The organism is Modicisalibacter xianhensis (assembly GCF_900113605.1).
Classification (GTDB): Bacteria; Pseudomonadota; Gammaproteobacteria; order Pseudomonadales; family Halomonadaceae; genus Modicisalibacter; species Modicisalibacter xianhensis.
The window spans coordinates 1-17,294 of the sequence record NZ_FOPY01000034.1 but is presented as its reverse complement, the minus strand read 5'-3'; the positions used below and the strand labels follow the sequence as shown (position 1 = coordinate 17,294).

Below are 17,294 nucleotides of genomic sequence, written 5' to 3'. Positions count from 1 at the left end.
CCTGGAGTGCTATTTCACACGGATCAAGGTAGCCAATACGCCAGTCGCCTGTTTCGCCAACGATTATGGCGTTACCGCATGAGTCAGAGCATGAGCCGACGGGGAAACTGTTGGGATAATGCGCCTATGGAGAGGCTATTCCGGAGCTTGAAGAGTGAATGGATACCGGCCTTGGGCTACCCGAGCATCTGCGCTGCCAGGAAGGACATCGGGGAGTACCTGATGGGTTATTACAATCGCCAGCGGCCCCATGCGTTTAATGCAGGGATCCCGCCTGCGTTAGCTGAAGAAAAACTTAAAACACTGTCCGGGATTAGTTGACCACTACAATTGCAGACCACGCGTACTGTCGTCGGGGTAGCGACCGTCGTAAGCGATCCGTCGCAGGACGTGGCCAGCAGCAAATAGCCTCTCACCTCGTCCTTCCCTTTTAGTGAGGTGCTCAGCCCGCTACGAGCCAAGGCCCAGAACTTGCGTCCGCCCTTGAGCACGCCCGCCGTTTCCAATTCGTAGCCGGCGTATTCAGTCAGGTCCCGGTAGAACTTCAGCACTTCCTGCGGCTGAACGACCTTGTAGCGCTGAGAAACCACTGATAGTGGTGCCTGGGTATCCGAGCGGAACAGCACCTTCTGCTCGGGAAAAGAGTGAATGCTGCCCAGATGAGACGCCGCATCGACAATGAACCGTACCGGGGTTTCTTCGATATGCCAGTTCATGCCGGCCTGCTGTTGCCAGACCTCTAGTGGTTGATGCGCTGACAACTGCTGCCCAAGACCGTGCCAGGGAGTATCGCCAACGTAGGCCATTTGTTCGACGAGATGTGCCATGTGAAACTCCAAAACGCAAAAAACCGGCAGAGCGCCGGCAGGTAGAAGGGAAAGAGAGATCAGTACATTACGTGAAAGCTGTGGCCACAGCCAAGGCAGAGCAACGGAGTACCTTCACCGGGCGGAAACAGATGTAGGAAATATACGATTCCCGGCAGCCGCCCCAGCGATTCCCCCTGGCGCCGGCGATGACAGCCGCTGCCAATCGGTTAAGAGGGAAGTGCGCTGAGGTCAGCCTTCCCGATGAGTAGAGCGATACATAGGCACCCTTGAGAGAGCCGGCTAAAGCACCGACAGTTATTCCCAGCTTGCGGGCGGTCTCTAGGCTGATCACACGCTGCGAGACACAGCGCGAGCACTGCGGGGAGATAACAGTTCTCCTGTGATGGAATTACGAACTCGGGTAGGTCTCAGCTCACAGGCGTGATATAGGCCTCAAAAAAAGGAATACATATCCTAAATATATGGGTTTTGAAGAAATGTTTGGCCTGGTTTTAACCCATTGAATCTTATAGTTATTTAGGTGTGACCAAGATCGAAATAATAGCAGATCAACGTGCATAATCAGGTTGCCTTTTTGTGCTCTTCCTGAATTATTTCTCGGCAGCATTGATACACCCGTAAAACTATGCTGTATTAACTACGTAGTTTTTGGGCCTGTCGCTGTAGACTAAGCCCACTGCGCGCCACAAACCATATAAAAATCATAGTTCTGTGAGGAAAAGATAATGACAAGATTTTTCCGAACTGCGTCTCTCGCCCTGGCACTTGCAGGAATCACTGGAATTTCAACGGCACACGCAGAGCGTCTAACCATTTCGACCTGGGGTAGCCCGAATCACTACCAAGTCAGTCAATTCGTTCCAAAATTTGAAGAGCTTCTTAAGGAGAAGAGCGAGGGCGAGATCCGAACACGTTCTTTTGCTGGTGGCGAAATGGTCAAGCAGCAATTCGTCGCGACCGCGATCCCACAAGGCACGATTGATGTTTCCCTTACCACGATGGACAACTGGTCCGGCCATATTCCTGAGGTCTCGATCCTGACGTCTCCGTTGTGGACCAAGTCCATTCAGTGGACACGGGACAACCTGAAGCCTGGCAATCCGGTTTTTGATTACTTCAATGAAGAGCTTCAGGCACAGGGTGCAGTCTTGTTGGCAATGTTCGATATCGGTCCGCCTGTAATTTCTGCAACCTTTCCAATAAATGGCCCGAGCGACTTTCAGGGCAAGTCTGTCCGCGTCTATTCGAAAGGAGCGGGTGAAGTGATTCAGGCTCTTGGTGCGGCACCGACCATTATGGGTGTTGGCGACGTTTATTCTGGGCTCCAAAGAGGAACAGTCGATGCGGCGATGGGAGGACTCGGTGGTGCGGTGGGCCTCAAGCATTATGAGGTGACTGACTTTTTGCTCGATCACAACGGTGTATTAGGCACGCTGATCCACGCCTACGTTATGAATAAAGAAAAATTCGAATCGCTTTCTCCTGAAATGCAAAAGACCGTGATGGAGTCAGCCCAGGAGGCCCGCGACTCGATGCAGCAGTTCGCCATCGATGAAGAAAGCCGTCTTATCGATGTGATCAAAAACCACGGGAATGAGGTCGTTGCAGTAGAGCCGGGCAGTGAGGCGTGGGAAACCTGGGAGAATGCGCTGGAACCCTTCACCCAGAAGTCCCGGGAGCAATACCCCGCTGAACTTGTGCAGATGATTGAGAGTGAGTGATTAGGTGCGGAGGTCTAAGCCGCTCTCTGGCTTGGCTTAAACCTAACAGGGCCATGGGCGAGGGACGGAACGCTAACCGTCCTGCCCAGCCTCTCACATGGAGTCAGGGCATGATACACATCTCAGAATTCGTTGGGCGGGTTTTTACTTACATTTCCATCGCATTGATGCTTTTTCTATCGATTCCCATCGCATATGAAGCCGTGATGCGTTCGTTCGGCTACCCAACTATCTGGGTGTTTGAAACGACTCTTTATTCCTTTATCTTCCTCGGCTTCCTGGGTAATGTTCTCGCGGTTAAATCGGGTGCGCACTTTCGTGTGACTCTGCTTGCAGATCTGTTTCCCAGCTACCGCCGCGCCTTCGATCTTCTGGCGCACTTTTCGGTGCTGCTATTTGCAGTACTCATTATTACATCCGGCAGTTACTTTGCCTGGTATTCGTGGACCCACGATACGGTTTCAGCCTCACTTCTCGAAATTCCCATGTGGATACCCCAGTTCGCCATTCCCTTGGGTGGCGTTGGCTTGTTTCTACAGACACTGGTTGCCATCAGCCGGAGTGGGAGAGAAGACCTCCCGCATACCGAAGTAGACTAACAGAGGTTACCCAACATGGACTTCTTCTACGATTGGGGGGGATATATCTCGATTTTCCTCCTGTTCCTCCTCATGTTGCTGACGGTGCCGGTCTTTGTCGCGATGGGGATCTCTGCCTTTGTGGCTTCACTGCTACTGGAAGACCCTTCGCTGGTATTCCGCACGTTTATCCAGACAAGTTGGCAAGGAGCATCGATCTTTGAACTGGTTGCGCTACCCCTGTTTATTTTGACCGGTACCATAATGCAACGTACAGACGCGGGTGCCGATCTCTTTGAAGTGACCAAAGCCTGGATAGGCTCTGTCCCTAATTCGCTGGGCGTTGCGACCATAACGGCCTGCGGTATCTTTGCCGCGATTTCCGGTTCCAGCATTGCGACCGCCGCTACGGTTGGGCTAGTGGCCATTCCGCTGCTCGTGAAAGAGGGGTACGGCGAGCGCCGGGCAGGCGGGTTCGTTGCAGGGGGAGGCACGCTTGGAATCATTATACCCCCCTCGATTCCGTTGATTCTCTACGGGGTAATCACTGAAACGTCCATAGGCCAGCTTTTTATCGCCGGCGTTGTTCCCGGCATTATTATGATGAGCCTTTTTGTTCTGTATGTACTCCTGTCGAGGCCACGAATTAAGTCGGGGATGAGCGAGAGTGCAACCATGGGTTCTCCTACTTCAGCCATAGCACTTCAGCCCCAGCCAAGCTTAAGTTATAACACCCGGGAGAAGCTCGCTGTGACGCGCCGGACCATTGGCGTCGTGCTTTTACCTGTCGTCATTATTACTGCGATTTACACCGGCATTTTCACTCCGACCGAAGTAGGCGCGCTCTCTGTGCTATACGTCGTCGCACTTGGCGTGGGACAAAAGCGGTTGACGCTCGCCAAGCTTAAGGATGCCGCCATCATGGCGACGGCGACAACGTCAATGCTGGTCATGCTCATCGTATTCGGTCAGTACTTTGCCCATTTCCTGACGTTCGAGCAGGTACCCCAGGCGATCGCCCAAGCCATCATAGAAGCGGCGAGTGGGGTGGGGGCTGTGACCCTAATGATCCTCGCCTACATCGTGCTGGGTATGTTTCTTGAAAGCGCCGCTATGCTGCTTATATCTATCCCTATATTTCTGCCAGTTGCAATACAGGTGGGGATGGAACCCATCGTCTTCGGCATATTCGCCTGTATCGCCATGGAGATTGCACAAATCTCGCCGCCGATTGGGGTCAATCTCTTCACCATCCACGGCATATCCAAGATCAAGCTTGGGACCCTAGCACGCGGGGCCGCGCCATTTTTGCTGATTCAAATCGCAATGCTCTATTTGGTTTATTTCTTCCCCGAGATCGTTCTCTGGCTACCGAGTTCCATGAGGTAGGCATGAGGTTGATTGGGCGCTTAGGTCAAGCAATGGACTCGAAGTGCATCCCGAATGCCGCTGATGAGAACCAAGCTCTGCGCCAAGGGGCTCACAAGCCGGGAATCGATCATGGACCCAATTATTGCTGCACTGTCCGTATCAACTGGAGATCTCTAACAATGAAGCTCACTAAAGAAGAAAAGGCCATGCTGGCCGGGGAGATGGGCGAACCCAAGCGCTGGGCCATCGAGCATATGCTGCGTGTCGGCCAGGTTTTCGACGCGCCGGATCTGGTTCCGGTTTCTCAAGCTCACATGATGGGAGACACGGAATCCTTGGGGGGTGCCGGGGTGGAGTTTCTGGAATCGCTGGCCAGTCATCCGGAAGAGCAGAGGCACGTAAGTGTACCGATGATTACCGATCCTCGGGGTGTCGACCTGAGCTACTACAAGGAACTCGGGCAGACGGAAACCATGGCGGAGCTTGAGCGCCGTACGATTGCCGCTTGCGAGAAGCTGGGCATCCTGATGACGGATACTTGCATTAACTATCAGACGGTCATGCCTCCCGTGCTCGGGGATAATGTGGCGTTCGGGGACACGGGAGTGGTGATCTATAGCAACAGTGTACTCGGCGCCCGCTCAAATTTTGAAGGCGGCCCCTCCGCACTGGCTGCAGGTTTGTCGGGTCGAACGCCCCGTTACGGGCTTCATTTGGATCAGAACCGTAAGGCAACCAAGCGCTTTGTTGTCCGCCATCAGCCGGTCGGCTTGACGGACTGGGGCATTCTAGGTGGTCTCATAGGCCGCTTGTCAGGCTCCTACTGGGAGGTTCCCGTTGTGGAAGGACTGCAGATGATCCCCACGTCCGACCAGTTGAAACACTTCGGGGCGGCGATGGCCAGCTTTGGCTCTACACCTCTCTTCCATTTGGTTGGCATCACCCCGGAGGCCCAGACGTTAGACGATGTCTGCGGCGACATCATACCCGACGCTCAGGACATCACCCGTAAGGACCTGGAGGCATTCCAGGGTGACTTTGGGGCCAAGGGGGACAAAGTTGATGTGGTCGTGTTCGCGGCGCCTCAGCTATCGCTCGTCGAAATGAGCCAGGTCGCCGATCTCATCAGTGGCAAACGGATTCATAAGGATACCTCACTGATTGTATGCACCTCACCGGGGGTCGCGGCGGACTGCGACCGGATGGGCCTCACCGATCGAATTGAAGCCTCTGGTGCAAAAGTGCTGAGAGGCACTTGTTTTTACAACCAATACGCCCGCGAGCTCGGCGAAGCGAACAACTGGAAGAGCCTGCTCAGCAATTCGGCAAAAATCGTTAACATTATCAGCGGATACGGGTATCAGCCCGCACTGGCCAGTATGGAAGTGTGTATCGACTCAGCTATTGCAGGAGAGATCGTATGAAGACCGAATTGAAATGCCACAAGGGGACCGGAAGCAAAGTTCAGGGTGAAGCACTGGTTGCCAATGATAACTTCTCGGCTCGATACGACCTCGATCGGATCAAAGGCATTTTTTCCCGGCCCGCCCATAAACTGGTGGGGCAATCCTATGTCGATAAGATTCTTGTACTCAACACCGCAAAAGGCGGGGTCGCATCCGCCTGGATGCTGCATGAAATGAAAGCGCGTGGCATCGCGCCGAAGGCCATCCTGTTCAACAGCGCGAACACTATCCTTGTCCAGGGCGCAGCCTTGGCCGATATGACTCTGTGTGATCGGTTTGAAGATGGCGATATCACCACTCTCATAAAGACTGGCGATCAGGTTGTCGTAGATCCTGAGCTAGGGCTGGTATCCATTCTCCCTGAAGCGTAATACCGCGTAGGGTAGGCGCCGCGGCGGAAGCCCGGCGCCTCCGAATCGCTTCTTGGCTGAGCGCATTCGCTATGCAGTAGTGCGAAAGACAGAGAAACGAAGCGAGGGGATAGCTGAAGTAGCCATGCCCGACAACGCCTGTTGGCGCTGACATTAGAGCCGGAATGGATCAATGGCTGTTTTAGCATCCCCTGGAGGCATAATTGAAAGGATCAGGCAGTCGTTTCACTCAAGGGCAGTACACTTTCTTAACGCGCTGGCTCCCGTTTCTTGTTTGGGGGCGGAGCTTGACCCGACGCTCATTGGCTGCAGACTTCCTGGCTGGCTTGACGGGAGCTGTCATTGTGCTTCCCCAAGGTGTAGCTTATGCCCTTATTGCCGGCTTGCCACCAGAGTATGGGCTGTACACAGCTATTGTTACCCCTGTGATTGCCGGCTTATTTGGCTCCTCCCTGCATCTTGTCTCCGGCCCGACTGCAGCGATATCCATCGTTGTTCTGAGTGTCGTTAGCAATGTATTTCCACCGGACTCATCGGAGTTCATTCCCGCCGTTCTGACGCTAACGTTTCTGACCGGACTTGTTCAGCTTGGGCTCGGCTTCGCGCGGCTGGGCACCTTGGTAAACTTCATCTCCCATACGGTTGTGATTGGCTTCACTGCCGGCGCTGCCGTGCTGATCGCCAGCAGCCAGATGAAATATGTCCTAGGCCTGCCAGTGCCTACCAACTCATCATTCACCCAGACCTGGACGGCACTGGCGCAGCAGTTTGGGGAGACCAATTTCTACGCGCTAATGATCGCCCTCGCGACGATGCTGTCGACCCTATTGCTCAAGCGTATTAATCCCAGGCTTCCGACGATGTTGTTCGGCATGATCGTGGGCAGCCTGCTGTGTTGGCTAATTGATGGGGGAAGTCAGGGTGTTCCGCTGGTAGGTAGTTTACCGGATGGCCTGCCTGGCTTTGCGGTGCCCGACTTTTCCATCGATACAATCAATGCCTTGCTCCCCGGGGCGGTGGCAGTCGCCATTCTGGGGCTGGTCGAGGCGGTGTCCATAGCCCGCGCCATTGCGATGCGCTCCGGCCAGCGTATCGACGGAAATCAAGAGTTTATCGGACAGGGCTTATCCAATACTGTTGCCAGCTTCTTCTCGTGCTATGCGGGCTCGGGCTCGTTCACCCGCTCGGGCGTGAATTATGAATCGGGTGCGCAAACCCCCGTAGCCGCGATAATTGCGGCGTTGGCCCTCGTCTTCATTCTATTGCTGATACCGGAGGTCACATCGCTACTACCGCTCCCAGCAATGGCGGGGGCCATATTGCTGATCGCCTGGGGCCTGATAGACAGCCACCATATTAGGCACATCCTCCGTCACAACAGGCAAGAATCCGTTATTCTTTTGGTCACTTTCACTTCTACATTGGTTATCGAACTGGAGTTTGCGATCTATCTGGGAGTGATTCTCTCCCTTGTTCTTTACCTGCGGCGGACCTCACGTCCTCGCCTGATGGAGGTGGCACCGAGGAATTTAGCCCCCGCGCTGGACCTGCGAAGTGTGAGCCGGTACAACCTTGCCACCTGCCCACGCATGAAAATCGTGCGCATCGATGGGTCGATTTTCTTCGGGGCGACAGACTATATCCAGCAGTCCCTCAAGGACTTCAGCGCCCCCATGGGTCGTGGAGATTACCTTCTCATTGTCTGTTCCGGCATCAATTTCATTGATATGACGGGGGCAGAAATGATGCTTCAAGAGATAGCCCGCTTGAAAGCGGAGGGAGTAAAGGCAAAGTTCTGCGCGCTAAAAAATACTGTCAAAGATGAATTGTTCGCAAGCGGTTACTGGGAAGCGCTGGGGCCAGATGATTTCTACAGTACGCCAGAGGAGGCCCTTGCGGCAATTACTCATGATCTCAACAAACATCATTGCTTAATATGCAAAAGCTGCATATTTAGCAGGGATTAAAGTGATCCTGTTAATGCTGGGGTGTTTTCTAATCCTTTTGGAAAGAAGGGGCATTAGGAATGATGTTTAGGGCGAGGGGTTTTCCGTTGAATCTGGGCTCCATGGCTGTGATCCGATATTATTTACATATTTCATCTCATATAAAAGCATTTTTATGAACGCGCTGGGTCAAGGTAGTAGCATCAGTTTTTTAAGCTTAGGAGGCGTTATATAAGCTATGCAAGGCATTGATCAAAATGACTGCGATGAATTTGTTCGCCGTTTCTGGCCAGCCAACGAAAGCTTACCGAAGCACGAAAAGCTTCGTAAAGCTATGACAACCGCGATCATTCAGGGCTTCTGGCGCCCTGGGGCTCGTCTCGCCACTGAGTCTGAATGGGTAAAGGCGACTCCATGCGGTCTCGCCACGGTACAGAGGGCATTTCGTGCCCTTGTGGCTGACGGCCTGGTTCACCGGCGCCGGGGCAGCGGTACAGTTGTGGCCCGTTTTAGTCGGCCCCTTGCACAAGGTCCATGGCATATGCGTTTTTTGCGCCAAATTGAGGATGAATTAGAATACCTGCCTGTGAGCACTAGGGTACTCAACCGGAATGTCACACGAGAACCTGGGCCATGGACAGGAACGCTCAATGGAGACGAGCACGCGTTGGTTAAAATAGAAAGAATTATGGATATCGATGAAGCTTTCTCGGTTTATAATGTTTTTTACGCTCAGGCTGATCGGTTTCCCGAATTAGTGGATCAGCCAGTGTCTGAGCTCCATGGAACGAACATAAAGAAATTTATTTCCCAGCGCTACCATATGTCGGTACATAAGGTCCGACATAAAATGAGGTTTGAGGTTGTTCCGAAGTGGGTTACGGATAACTGTGAATGGCCGGACAGTGCTTATGCTGTGATACTTAATGTGGTAGCTTATTCTTTTGAAGGCGAAGCAATGTATTACCAAGATTTTTACATTCCACCGAATAACCTAACCTTAGACCTTGGCACCCATAGATGGGTTTAGAGTGACAGCAAAGTCACACAGGAGAAGTGGAGCAGGCTTCCCGATAAGGCTCATCATTGAAGCCTGAATTCAAGCAATAAGCGCAGCACCTTGCGCAACTCGGCATCGGTGATCTGCCGGAAGTCCGTTCCCTTGGGGAAGTACTGCCGTACCAGGCCATTGGTGTTCTCGTTGGTTCCACGCTGGCCCGAGCAGTAGGGATCGCAGAAGTAGGTCGCTGCGGTCACTGCCTTGGCCACGGCTTCGTGACCGGCGAACTCCGAGCCATAGTACCTGCGGAACGACCTGGCCAAAGGCAGCCATCGTGGCCTAAGAGGTCCTTGTGTGACCCTCATCACAACAAGGAAACCGACGATGACTGCCTCCCCTCAGCTTATGCCAGATACCGTTTGTGTCGCGATCGATATCGCTAAGCGTTACCACGATGTGTTGGTTCGCTGGCCCAATGGACGTGAAAAGGCGCTTAAAATACCCAATACGCGTATTGGGCACGACGACCTGATTCGGTTCCTGAAGCAGCAGAAAGCCCCTGTATTGGCCGTTCTGGAGTCCACGGCGGATTTTCATCGGCCCCTTGCCTATCGGCTGGCACAGGCGGGAATACCGGTGCACCTCGCCTCATCCTTGGCAGGGGCTCGGGTTCGAGAGGCGCTGTATACCTCATGGGACAAGCATGACCGAAAGGATGCGCGTGTTCTGATGTATCTGCTGACCCAAGGCATGACGCATCCTTCCTCCGTGAGGGGTACTTCGACCTCCAGGAGATCTCGAATACCTATCAGCAGATCGCTCGGGCCAGAACACGCTGCCATAACAGCCTGGTTAACCACTATTTGGCGTTGTACTTTCCCGAGATGGAACGCTACCTCAGCGCGTCCCGGGCCCACTGGTTCTGTCATTTCCTGCTGACGTTTCCCCACACCGGCCAGCATTACTGCACTGAGTCGCGAGGCGTTTGTCGAGGCCGCCTGGGAGAGCGTAGGGCGCAAGGTGGCGAAGCAGCAGTTTCTGGAGGGTATCCATGAGACGGCTCAGTCCAGCATGGGCCTGCCAGTCGCGCTCTCCTGCTTTTCCAACGCCGCCAGGCTGGGCAGGCCCCGTCGCCTCAAGAGGCGTTGCAGTGCTGAGCGTGAGAGTTCGGAGTGAAGGAATTCCTTTGCCACGACCAGCAAGTCATCAACGCTCAGACGCAGGTAGTCGCGCAGAGCCACCACGATCTCTTCCTGGACGGGAGACAGCGTCGCGAGCAGGTTATGTCGCGTGTGGGGTCGATCATGTTGCGTGCTGCGGTAACGCCACCGGGCAATGGTGGGACACGAGACATGATAACGCCGAGCCAGTTCGCTATCGCTGACCGAGGCGGGTGCCTGCTGGATCTCCTTGCGGATGCGCGGTGTGGTGGTCGCCGTCTTATGCAGTTTGATATCCATCTCGCTGCTCCTGGATGAATTGAGCAATGAGTTCACGCGCTGCCAGCAGAGGATAGCTCCTACGGCTTAATCTATCATCCGGCCTCTTACACCTAAGAGCAGATCATCACCATCCTCAAGGCGCATGAACGTGGCGTATCGATGGCCGTGCTGGCACGGATCCGATCCTCTACCGCTGGAAGGCCAAGTACGGCGGCATGGAGGTTTCTGAGAGCAAGTATCTGCGCGATAAAAGGGGTTTATTCTTCATCTTTAGTCTTGTCTGCCGATAAGCTTTACGGCCGGTCTCTTAGCTACTCCCCGGCCGTAGCGACGACAAGAGAAGAACATGAAGAACTGGTCAGTAAAAAGCAGTTTGACCGCAGCCCTCGTGCTGCCCAAGGCCAAGACGCCGGCCCTGCCGATCAAGAAGGCCGTAGTGCAAGAGGAAGAATGGGCTGAGTTCTAAGCTGAACCAATCAGCTTGAATGACTTTAGTACAGCCCAGTGAAGAGAGAAGAGCCGAGGCAGTTTTTGCCTTGCCTCTCTTATACGGAGCTGGATGCCGCAAGCCCGGCATGACCGGAGGCAGCGCCGATGATCATAGACCTTGTCGGCATGAAGCTTTCTGGGAGGTAACGAGGGAGCCGATGAAACCGGCTGAACACTATCGAGCAGAGCCGCTAGAAGCACATTGTCATGCAGCTGATCCAGACCAAGGTGGCTCAGTGGAAGCGGATGGACGCCATGCCTCAGCATGCCATATTAATAAGATGGTGGCAGCAAGTGTATCCATGTAAAGCAGTTTTCCTCGACGCTCGTTTGGATGGGAAAAAATTAGTTCTTTACCATCATAAATTCGATTTAATTACTTTAAGTGTTTGGTTAAAAAATGAATTATTACGATTTTTCTGATTTTTTAGAAGTACAAGAAGCAGCAAAGATAATGTGTAAGGATGAGAGTGGTGATGATTTCTTCTATGAGGGTTGGCTTAGACAGATTACTTTGGCTGTAGTTGGAGGGGATCTCGATGGGCACTTATTTATGTGTAGAGAGCCTGGGTCAGGCATTTGGGAATACGTGGAATTAAAAGATCTCAGTGAGCGCATTGAATTTAGCCCAAGCCTATTTGGGTACTATGTTGGGGATTTTAGCTTCTGTGTAAGAACTTCTGATTTTAAACAGTGGCTTTCAAGCAAGGCTAATGATGAGAGTGGTAAAAATGAAAGTCTAGATGTGAGCGATGCAAAGCCTTCTCATTATTTAATTATTGCGGCACTTTTGGAATATGTGAAAGGAGAAAGCGGAAGTGACCAAGAAGTCATTATAAATAGTCTTGAGTCGCTAAATAAGGGGGTTAGAGGAGTAACGCGGGGTAATATGGAGAAGTTGTTTGCCCGCTCTAATAAAGAGATGAAAGCGGCTCGAAAAAATTTATGAGGCTTGGAATAAGAAGACTGCAATTTTCATGAAATTTCAGTTTGCTGACGAAAATTGAAATTGCTAACACAATTGGAGCGTCAACCAACCACATGGAGACGCTCCAATGCACATCCACGAACAATCCCCTCTTGACCTTGACCTTGCCACTAGCGCCTTGCTCCGCTATCGCGAGGGCTGTGACCCTACACTAATTGAGTTGCCAGAAAAGGCTGTTTTTCCCTACCTGATCAATGCTCAGCCATCGACCGCTCGCAAATCTCGCACTACCGGTATCCTGCTGGGTCGTCCTGCCCTGAGGTTTGTTAAGCACGGTCGTACCATAAGGTATCGTTTAAAAGATGTACTCGACTGGCTAGAAGCTGGCAAGGACTACAGCAACACAGCAGAGGTCAGGCTGATCCAAGGGGTAGCGAAATGAGTTATTCCGAAGATTTTTCTCTGCTCAGGTCTCGGCAATTCAATATAAAGCGCGACCACGTCTTCGCCGGTATCCCTAGCCAAGAGATCTTATGCGCTGTCGATCCTGCTACAGTCCCGAACCGCAAAGCGCGCCGGCTGATCCGTAAGGCCCAGCGCAAAAGCAAAGGGGGCGGCCAGTGATGTTATCCACCTCTATCCTGTATCGCTATTCATTCCGAGCAGGCGAAAAATCGTTAGCCGGGTGTAGGGGCCCGAATTCAAATAAGCGTGCTAGCACCCTCCGTTATGGCATGCATTTTTCGATGACCACTATGCCTTATGGTGGCTGGCTGTGGGCGAGCTTCGGCCTGGCCGGTTTCCTTTTTGGGGATTCCTGCCACGCAGGTAGTCACCCTCAATTCTGTAGAAGGGGCAGTGGTGACTCCAAGCAGATTGAAGTTTCCACTATAGCACCATCTTATCTATCCATGGGCCGTACTACGTCCGAACATACTGTAGCTCATCGAGCGATGGTCAGGGGCGTACTGTCCTCTGGCTCAAGCGCTGCTTTGCAGCTTCCTTGCTAGCCAACGGTAAGGACATAAAGTGCAAAGCCATAACGACCTGCTCTCGGCATTTCGCCAAAACATCATCGACGCGGGTCTGAATCCGCCCAACACCATCGAGGCTGATGGCAATAAGCATGCCTTCAACAGCACCGGCAAGCGTGGCAAGAAACAAGGTACCTACCTACTCAACCCTATCACTGGGCGCGGCTGGTTTAAGTGCCATCGTTATGCTCTTTACCAGACCTTCAGTGTCTCGGGAGCGGAGCGTGCCACGATTGCCGATGTTGAGCGTATCAAAGCTGACAAGGTCAAGCGTGAGCAACAGCAAGCATACACTTGGGCTGAATGCGCCGAGCATGCGCGTAAACTGTGGAGTCGCTGCACACCCGTCTCTACAAATCAGCTCTATCTCGTGCTCAAAGGCATTGATCCCGTTGGCCTGAATCTGCGCCAGCATCCCAGTAATGGCGCTCTAGTAGTGCCGATGTTTGATCCTGAAGGTAGATTGGTTAACCTTCAGTCCATACGGCCTGACGGAGAAAAGCGTTTCCTTAAGGACGCTCGCAAGCATAGCTGCTACACCCTGGTCGGTGCCGATTCTGGTCAAGGCCGCATATTCTGCGAAGGTTATGCCACCGGCTATACCGTTTGGCAAGCTACGGGCAAGCAGGCCGTCGTTGCCTTCGACGCGGGCAACTTGAAGCATGTCGCAGCTCATATGGCCCATGATGGCGATATAGTGGCTGCGGATAATGATAACGCAGTGAAGGGTAGTGACCGTTTCGGGAAGCCCCTTACAAGCTACGGCATCGGTCACAAGGCCGCCCTGGTAACCGGCTTGCCTGTCTACCTGCCGTCCGTGCCCGGTAAGGATTTTAACGATCTGGCCACCGACAAGGGTATTGAGGCGGTCCGCTCAATTTTTGAAGCCGCGCCGGTCTCCCAAGTGCCGGTATTTGATGCCTGGGAGCTGGCGCCGGCCACTCTTAAGGGTGCCAAGCCTGCCGGCTGGCTCAAGACACTGGGCAAGGCCACCACCCCCGAGGAAGCGGCCAGCATCGCGCGTGCCATCATGGACAGAATGAGCATGGCCACCCCCGCCGGAATATCGATTGCCCATCTGCGTCAGCAGATCGAAGCCAATGCTCCTGCCGGGTTGATTCACCCGACCACCTTGGACAGCATCGCGGGTCGTGTTGATTACATCACGGCTAAATACCGCCGACCTGCCGCCTTGCAGCCTGTTTCCCTGTCACCCCAAGGGAAAGCTCGGCACCGTGTCGAGCTCGTTCCAGAGCTGCCTTCGCTGACACCTGGCGATTATCACGGAGTCATTCTGGTGAAAGCCCCCATGGCAGCCGGCAAGACACAGAAGATTGGCCAGCCCATGGCGGCACATGCCATCGCCATGGGCCAAGCGTTCCTCAGCATTTGTCACCGTCGGTCCTTGGTCAGGGAAATGGCCACCCGGTTGGCTCTGACCCATTATGGAGATATTGACGCTGGCACCAGTAAGGCCCTGGCAACGTGCCTGCCAAGCATCTGCCGACCCGACCATGCGCCGCTGATTGACAGAGTGCGGATGGTTTTCATCGATGAGATTGCTCAGGCGCTGGACTTTCTGGAGAGCCGGGTATGCCGGACCGGGGACGCGACCAATCGCGATGTTTACGATCGCTTGCGCCAGATCGTAGCCGTTGCCGAGTGCGCTGTGGTAGCCGATGCCGGCTTGAATGACCGCGTACTGAGCTTCCTTGAGCAGTGCCGTCCAGGCGAGACCTTCCGCATCATCGAGATGCTGGCACCAGCGAAGCTCGGCATTACGGCCAATTTCGCGTACGGGCAGGATGTCGCCCCGTCACACGTCATTGGTGAATGCCTGAAAGAGCTTGCCAACGATGGACGCGTCTGGATCGCCTGCGAAACGAAGTATCGGGCGCGGGCACTGGAAGAGCTGTTCACCCAGCACGACCCCAGCCTGCGTGTGCTCGCCATTTACGCCGACAATGCCGGTAACAAGCGCCAGCGGGATTTCATGGCCAACCCCGAAGCTGAGTGTTTGGCCTATGAAGTGGTGATTGCTTCACCTGTGATTTCCAGCGGGATCAGCATTGAGCACAAGGACATATCCAAACACTTTACGCTGGGCGCCTTTATTGGCAATGGCAACAGCGTCACCCCGGCAGACGCTGCTCAAATGCTTCGCCGGGTGCGTTACCTCAAGCGATACGTCATCGGCCTGACTTCTAACACCACCGTTGGCCAGCAGCATCCCAACGCCATCCTGAAGGCCGCCGAGACCGCCGCTCGGATCGAGGGCAAAGCTGCACCAGTCACGGACTTCGATGCCCTAGTGGCTGATATTCGCGCCAGCCGCGAGAACGCCAAGGCTGACTTCGCGGCGGGACTGCTATGGCAACTGAATGCGTCAGGATGGCACCTGGCCCGAGCCCAGGATGTGTGCAACGAGCACCTGGCTGCACTGCGCGTTGCCAGCGAGAGCGCTCACCAGCGCTATATCGATACCCTGATGTTGGCCCCGATCCTGAGTGAATGGGAGGCCAATGTCCTCGCCGCCAACAATCCCCGTGGGGAACTGCAGAACCTCACCCTTGAGGCGCATCGTATCCGCAAAGCGCTGGGCCTGGAGGGGCAGCCGTTGACCGAGGATGCTCTCGAGTTCTGGGACGACGGGCGGGCCGTCCGCCGACTGGATCGCTTCGATGCCTTCCGGGGCATTGTGCCAGACGCTGAGGATGCCAAGGTGCCCGTGACTATGCGCCGCTACCTGACCGCCTGCGCGCGAGGGTATGCCTGGCTGTTCGACGGTATTGGTACCGAAGCCGCCGGCTGGCTGACGCCTGACGTTGCCGGCCTGATTGTGGATCGCATCATGCAGCACCGCCATCTGCTAGCCCATCTGGGAATCGTGCCTCGCAAGTTCGGCAAGTTTAAGACCAATAAGAATGGAACATTGATGCCTATGGAGCGCCCGGAGCGGCCTGTATCCGTAGTGTCGGAAGTGCTAGCGCTGATGGGGATAGCCATAAAGGGGAGGCAGGTAAGGTGTCACAGTAACCATGGAATTACCTTAGAAGATTCATCCAGTACTGTGACACCCGAAACGTCCAAGGCATCCATGAGGCAGAAGGGAAACCCTCGTGTTTGGGTCTATTCGATTACCCCAGAGAGCTACGCCACCATGCAGCATTGGACCGATAGCCGAGCCAATCCCAGCACCCACCAGCTAACTATGCAGGAGGTCGCCGAGCGTGCCGCCTTTAGCCGAGCGGTGAAGCGTGCCCGGATCAATCTGATGGATCAGCCACGGCGCGTCCTGCGACCCTACCGAGGGGGGGCTAAATGGCCTGTTGAGGTGGAGAGCGTATCGATGTCAAAAGTGCCTACCGAGACCCCGACCTGGATAGGGACGTGGCCGACAAATGCTGAAGATGGTCCGTGGGAGGCCAATGCTTGATTCTGCATGCTTGCAATGCTTTTCAGCGCCCGGCTAACGCTATCGGCTAACCGTACTTGAAACATGTGAAACTAGAAACATCTTCTACAACCCACCGAAGAAGGAAGGACACATCATGAACTCAGTTGTCGAACTGCAACAGGACCGCGCCGAAGCCATCCACGAGCTTGCAGGTTATTTACTGGCGAGTGAAAGCGGAGTAACACGCTCGATTGCAGATAAAATCAGCGAGCTCGCTGCGCTAATACAGGAAGACCTTCTTATAGCACTCGACGCGAGCTGATTGAGCTACCTAAGTGTTTGGGCCCGAGAAGTAGTGGTTTGTATTGGTTGCATGTCAGGCCATTTAAAAACGTGTCGCCAACTTTGATCTCGCCGAGGGCATCCAGAGGCGATAGCCTGACTCCTGCCACACACCCACAGGAGATTATCTATGGCTAGCCAAAAGACCCGCGAGCAACTGAATGATCGTGCCGATGCACTGAACCGCAACACAGGCACATCTGGCCAAAACATCAAGTATGCCAAGTCCAACGGGAACCGCGGCAAGCAAATTCAAGAGAGTCGCACCTCTAAAAGAAAGTAACTGTCGGGGCCCGGATGATTAATTACGCGTTTCCAAAATAATTCGGGCCGGTCCTTCTGCCATTGCTTCATTGCACCGACCGGCGTCTGATGATGC

The 17,294-nt window shown here is 54.0% G+C and carries 15 protein-coding genes and 3 pseudogenes; 15 read left to right on the top strand and 3 right to left on the bottom strand.

Translation table 11 applies throughout. The features are described from left to right. Window positions 1-321: integrase core domain-containing protein (locus BM194_RS20210; protein WP_143097649.1), on the top strand; the 321-nt coding region annotated here is incomplete at its 5' end. Here BM194_RS20210 and BM194_RS20205 read toward each other — a convergent pair. Further along, window positions 231-827, bottom strand: a complete 597-nt coding sequence (locus BM194_RS20205; protein ID WP_244891021.1) for a DUF932 domain-containing protein — start codon at window positions 825-827, stop codon at window positions 231-233. The two genes, BM194_RS20210 and BM194_RS20205, sit on opposite strands and share 91 nt — an antisense overlap. A gap of 728 nt (window positions 828-1,555) precedes the next feature. Between BM194_RS20205 and BM194_RS20200 the strand changes: the two genes are divergently transcribed. The 7 genes from BM194_RS20200 to BM194_RS20170 all read left to right on the top strand — a co-directional run bounded on the left by BM194_RS20200 (window position 1,556) and on the right by BM194_RS20170 (window position 9,313). After that, window positions 1,556-2,551 carry a TRAP transporter substrate-binding protein gene (locus BM194_RS20200; RefSeq protein ID WP_092850705.1) on the top strand — a complete coding sequence of 332 codons (996 nt, stop codon included), beginning with the start codon at window positions 1,556-1,558 and terminating at the stop codon, window positions 2,549-2,551. A 110-nt stretch (window positions 2,552-2,661) separates the two neighbouring features. Further along, the gene (locus BM194_RS20195) at window positions 2,662-3,150 is read left to right on the top strand and encodes a TRAP transporter small permease (RefSeq protein WP_177223483.1); all 489 of its coding nucleotides are present in this window, start codon (window positions 2,662-2,664) and stop codon (window positions 3,148-3,150) included. 15 nt (window positions 3,151-3,165) lie between these two features. Then, the gene (locus tag BM194_RS20190) at window positions 3,166-4,518 is read left to right on the top strand and encodes a TRAP transporter large permease (protein ID WP_092850700.1); all 1,353 of its coding nucleotides are present in this window, start codon (window positions 3,166-3,168) and stop codon (window positions 4,516-4,518) included. Between the two features lie 161 nt (window positions 4,519-4,679). Further along, window positions 4,680-5,924 (top strand): aconitase X, encoded by a 1,245-nt coding sequence (locus tag BM194_RS20185; protein WP_092850708.1) that lies wholly within the window; start codon window positions 4,680-4,682, stop codon window positions 5,922-5,924. Next, on the top strand, window positions 5,921-6,337 hold the full coding sequence (locus tag BM194_RS20180; protein ID WP_092850698.1) for an aconitase X swivel domain-containing protein: 417 nt from the start codon (window positions 5,921-5,923) through the stop codon (window positions 6,335-6,337). The genes BM194_RS20185 and BM194_RS20180 overlap by 4 nt, the downstream gene beginning before the upstream one ends. Window positions 6,338-6,540: 203 nt before the next feature. Then, window positions 6,541-8,304, top strand: coding sequence for a sulfate permease (locus BM194_RS20175; protein WP_092850695.1), 1,764 nt, complete (start codon window positions 6,541-6,543; stop codon window positions 8,302-8,304). A gap of 217 nt (window positions 8,305-8,521) precedes the next feature. Beyond that, a complete protein-coding gene (locus tag BM194_RS20170; RefSeq protein ID WP_092850693.1) occupies window positions 8,522-9,313 on the top strand; it encodes a GntR family transcriptional regulator in 792 nt (263 codons plus the stop codon). A gap of 74 nt (window positions 9,314-9,387) precedes the next feature. On the opposite strand, the pseudogene BM194_RS20165 reads toward BM194_RS20170, so the two are convergent. Beyond that, a pseudogene (locus BM194_RS20165) lies at window positions 9,388-9,579 on the bottom strand (IS30 family transposase); the annotation flags it as partial. A gap of 88 nt (window positions 9,580-9,667) precedes the next feature. On the opposite strand from BM194_RS20165, the gene BM194_RS21180 reads away from it, so the two are divergent. Then, window positions 9,668-10,222: an IS110 family transposase gene (locus tag BM194_RS21180; protein WP_092850690.1), complete on the top strand. Its 555-nt coding sequence runs from the start codon at window positions 9,668-9,670 to the stop codon at window positions 10,220-10,222. Between the two features lie 146 nt (window positions 10,223-10,368). Here the strand turns inward: BM194_RS21180 and BM194_RS20155 are convergent. Next, window positions 10,369-10,743 (bottom strand): annotated as a pseudogene (locus tag BM194_RS20155) (IS481 family transposase); the annotation flags it as partial. A gap of 102 nt (window positions 10,744-10,845) precedes the next feature. Between BM194_RS20155 and BM194_RS21175 the strand changes: the two are divergent. The 6 genes and pseudogenes from BM194_RS21175 to BM194_RS20745 all read left to right on the top strand — a co-directional run. Further along, a pseudogene (locus BM194_RS21175) lies at window positions 10,846-10,970 on the top strand (IS3 family transposase); the annotation flags it as partial. Between the two features lie 451 nt (window positions 10,971-11,421). Continuing rightward, window positions 11,422-11,637 (top strand): hypothetical protein, encoded by a 216-nt coding sequence (locus BM194_RS20750; RefSeq protein WP_177223481.1) that lies wholly within the window; start codon window positions 11,422-11,424, stop codon window positions 11,635-11,637. Further along, window positions 11,615-12,163: a hypothetical protein gene (locus BM194_RS20540; RefSeq protein WP_143097647.1), complete on the top strand. Its 549-nt coding sequence runs from the start codon at window positions 11,615-11,617 to the stop codon at window positions 12,161-12,163. Before BM194_RS20750 ends, BM194_RS20540 begins: the two co-directional genes overlap by 23 nt. 106 nt (window positions 12,164-12,269) lie before the next feature. After that, complete coding sequence (locus tag BM194_RS20150) at window positions 12,270-12,584, top strand: hypothetical protein (protein ID WP_092850688.1); 315 nt, start codon at window positions 12,270-12,272, stop codon at window positions 12,582-12,584. Between the two features lie 587 nt (window positions 12,585-13,171). Continuing rightward, complete coding sequence (locus BM194_RS20145) at window positions 13,172-16,612, top strand: plasmid replication protein, CyRepA1 family (RefSeq protein WP_092850685.1); 3,441 nt, start codon at window positions 13,172-13,174, stop codon at window positions 16,610-16,612. Window positions 16,613-16,727: 115 nt separating this feature from the next. Continuing rightward, complete coding sequence (locus tag BM194_RS20745) at window positions 16,728-16,895, top strand: hypothetical protein (protein WP_177223480.1); 168 nt, start codon at window positions 16,728-16,730, stop codon at window positions 16,893-16,895. The last annotated feature ends 399 nt before the right edge of the window (window positions 16,896-17,294 follow it).

Bases quoted from the DNA above. Each gene is read 5' to 3' on its own strand.
- BM194_RS20745 (WP_177223480.1), top strand. From the start codon at position 16,728: ATGAACTCAGTTGTCGAACTGCAACAGGACCGCGCCGAAGCCATCCAC.
- BM194_RS20205 (WP_244891021.1), bottom strand. From the start codon at position 827: ATGGCACATCTCGTCGAACAAATGGCCTACGTTGGCGATACTCCCTGG.
- BM194_RS20150 (WP_092850688.1), top strand. From the start codon at position 12,270: ATGCACATCCACGAACAATCCCCTCTTGACCTTGACCTTGCCACTAGC.
- BM194_RS20200 (WP_092850705.1), top strand. From the start codon at position 1,556: ATGACAAGATTTTTCCGAACTGCGTCTCTCGCCCTGGCACTTGCAGGA.
- BM194_RS20180 (WP_092850698.1), top strand. From the start codon at position 5,921: ATGAAGACCGAATTGAAATGCCACAAGGGGACCGGAAGCAAAGTTCAG.
- BM194_RS20190 (WP_092850700.1), top strand. From the start codon at position 3,166: ATGGACTTCTTCTACGATTGGGGGGGATATATCTCGATTTTCCTCCTG.
- BM194_RS20750 (WP_177223481.1), top strand. From the start codon at position 11,422: ATGCAGCTGATCCAGACCAAGGTGGCTCAGTGGAAGCGGATGGACGCC.
- BM194_RS20195 (WP_177223483.1), top strand. From the start codon at position 2,662: ATGATACACATCTCAGAATTCGTTGGGCGGGTTTTTACTTACATTTCC.
- BM194_RS20170 (WP_092850693.1), top strand. From the start codon at position 8,522: ATGCAAGGCATTGATCAAAATGACTGCGATGAATTTGTTCGCCGTTTC.
- BM194_RS20540 (WP_143097647.1), top strand. From the start codon at position 11,615: ATGAATTATTACGATTTTTCTGATTTTTTAGAAGTACAAGAAGCAGCA.
- BM194_RS20185 (WP_092850708.1), top strand. From the start codon at position 4,680: ATGAAGCTCACTAAAGAAGAAAAGGCCATGCTGGCCGGGGAGATGGGC.
- BM194_RS21180 (WP_092850690.1), top strand. From the start codon at position 9,668: ATGACTGCCTCCCCTCAGCTTATGCCAGATACCGTTTGTGTCGCGATC.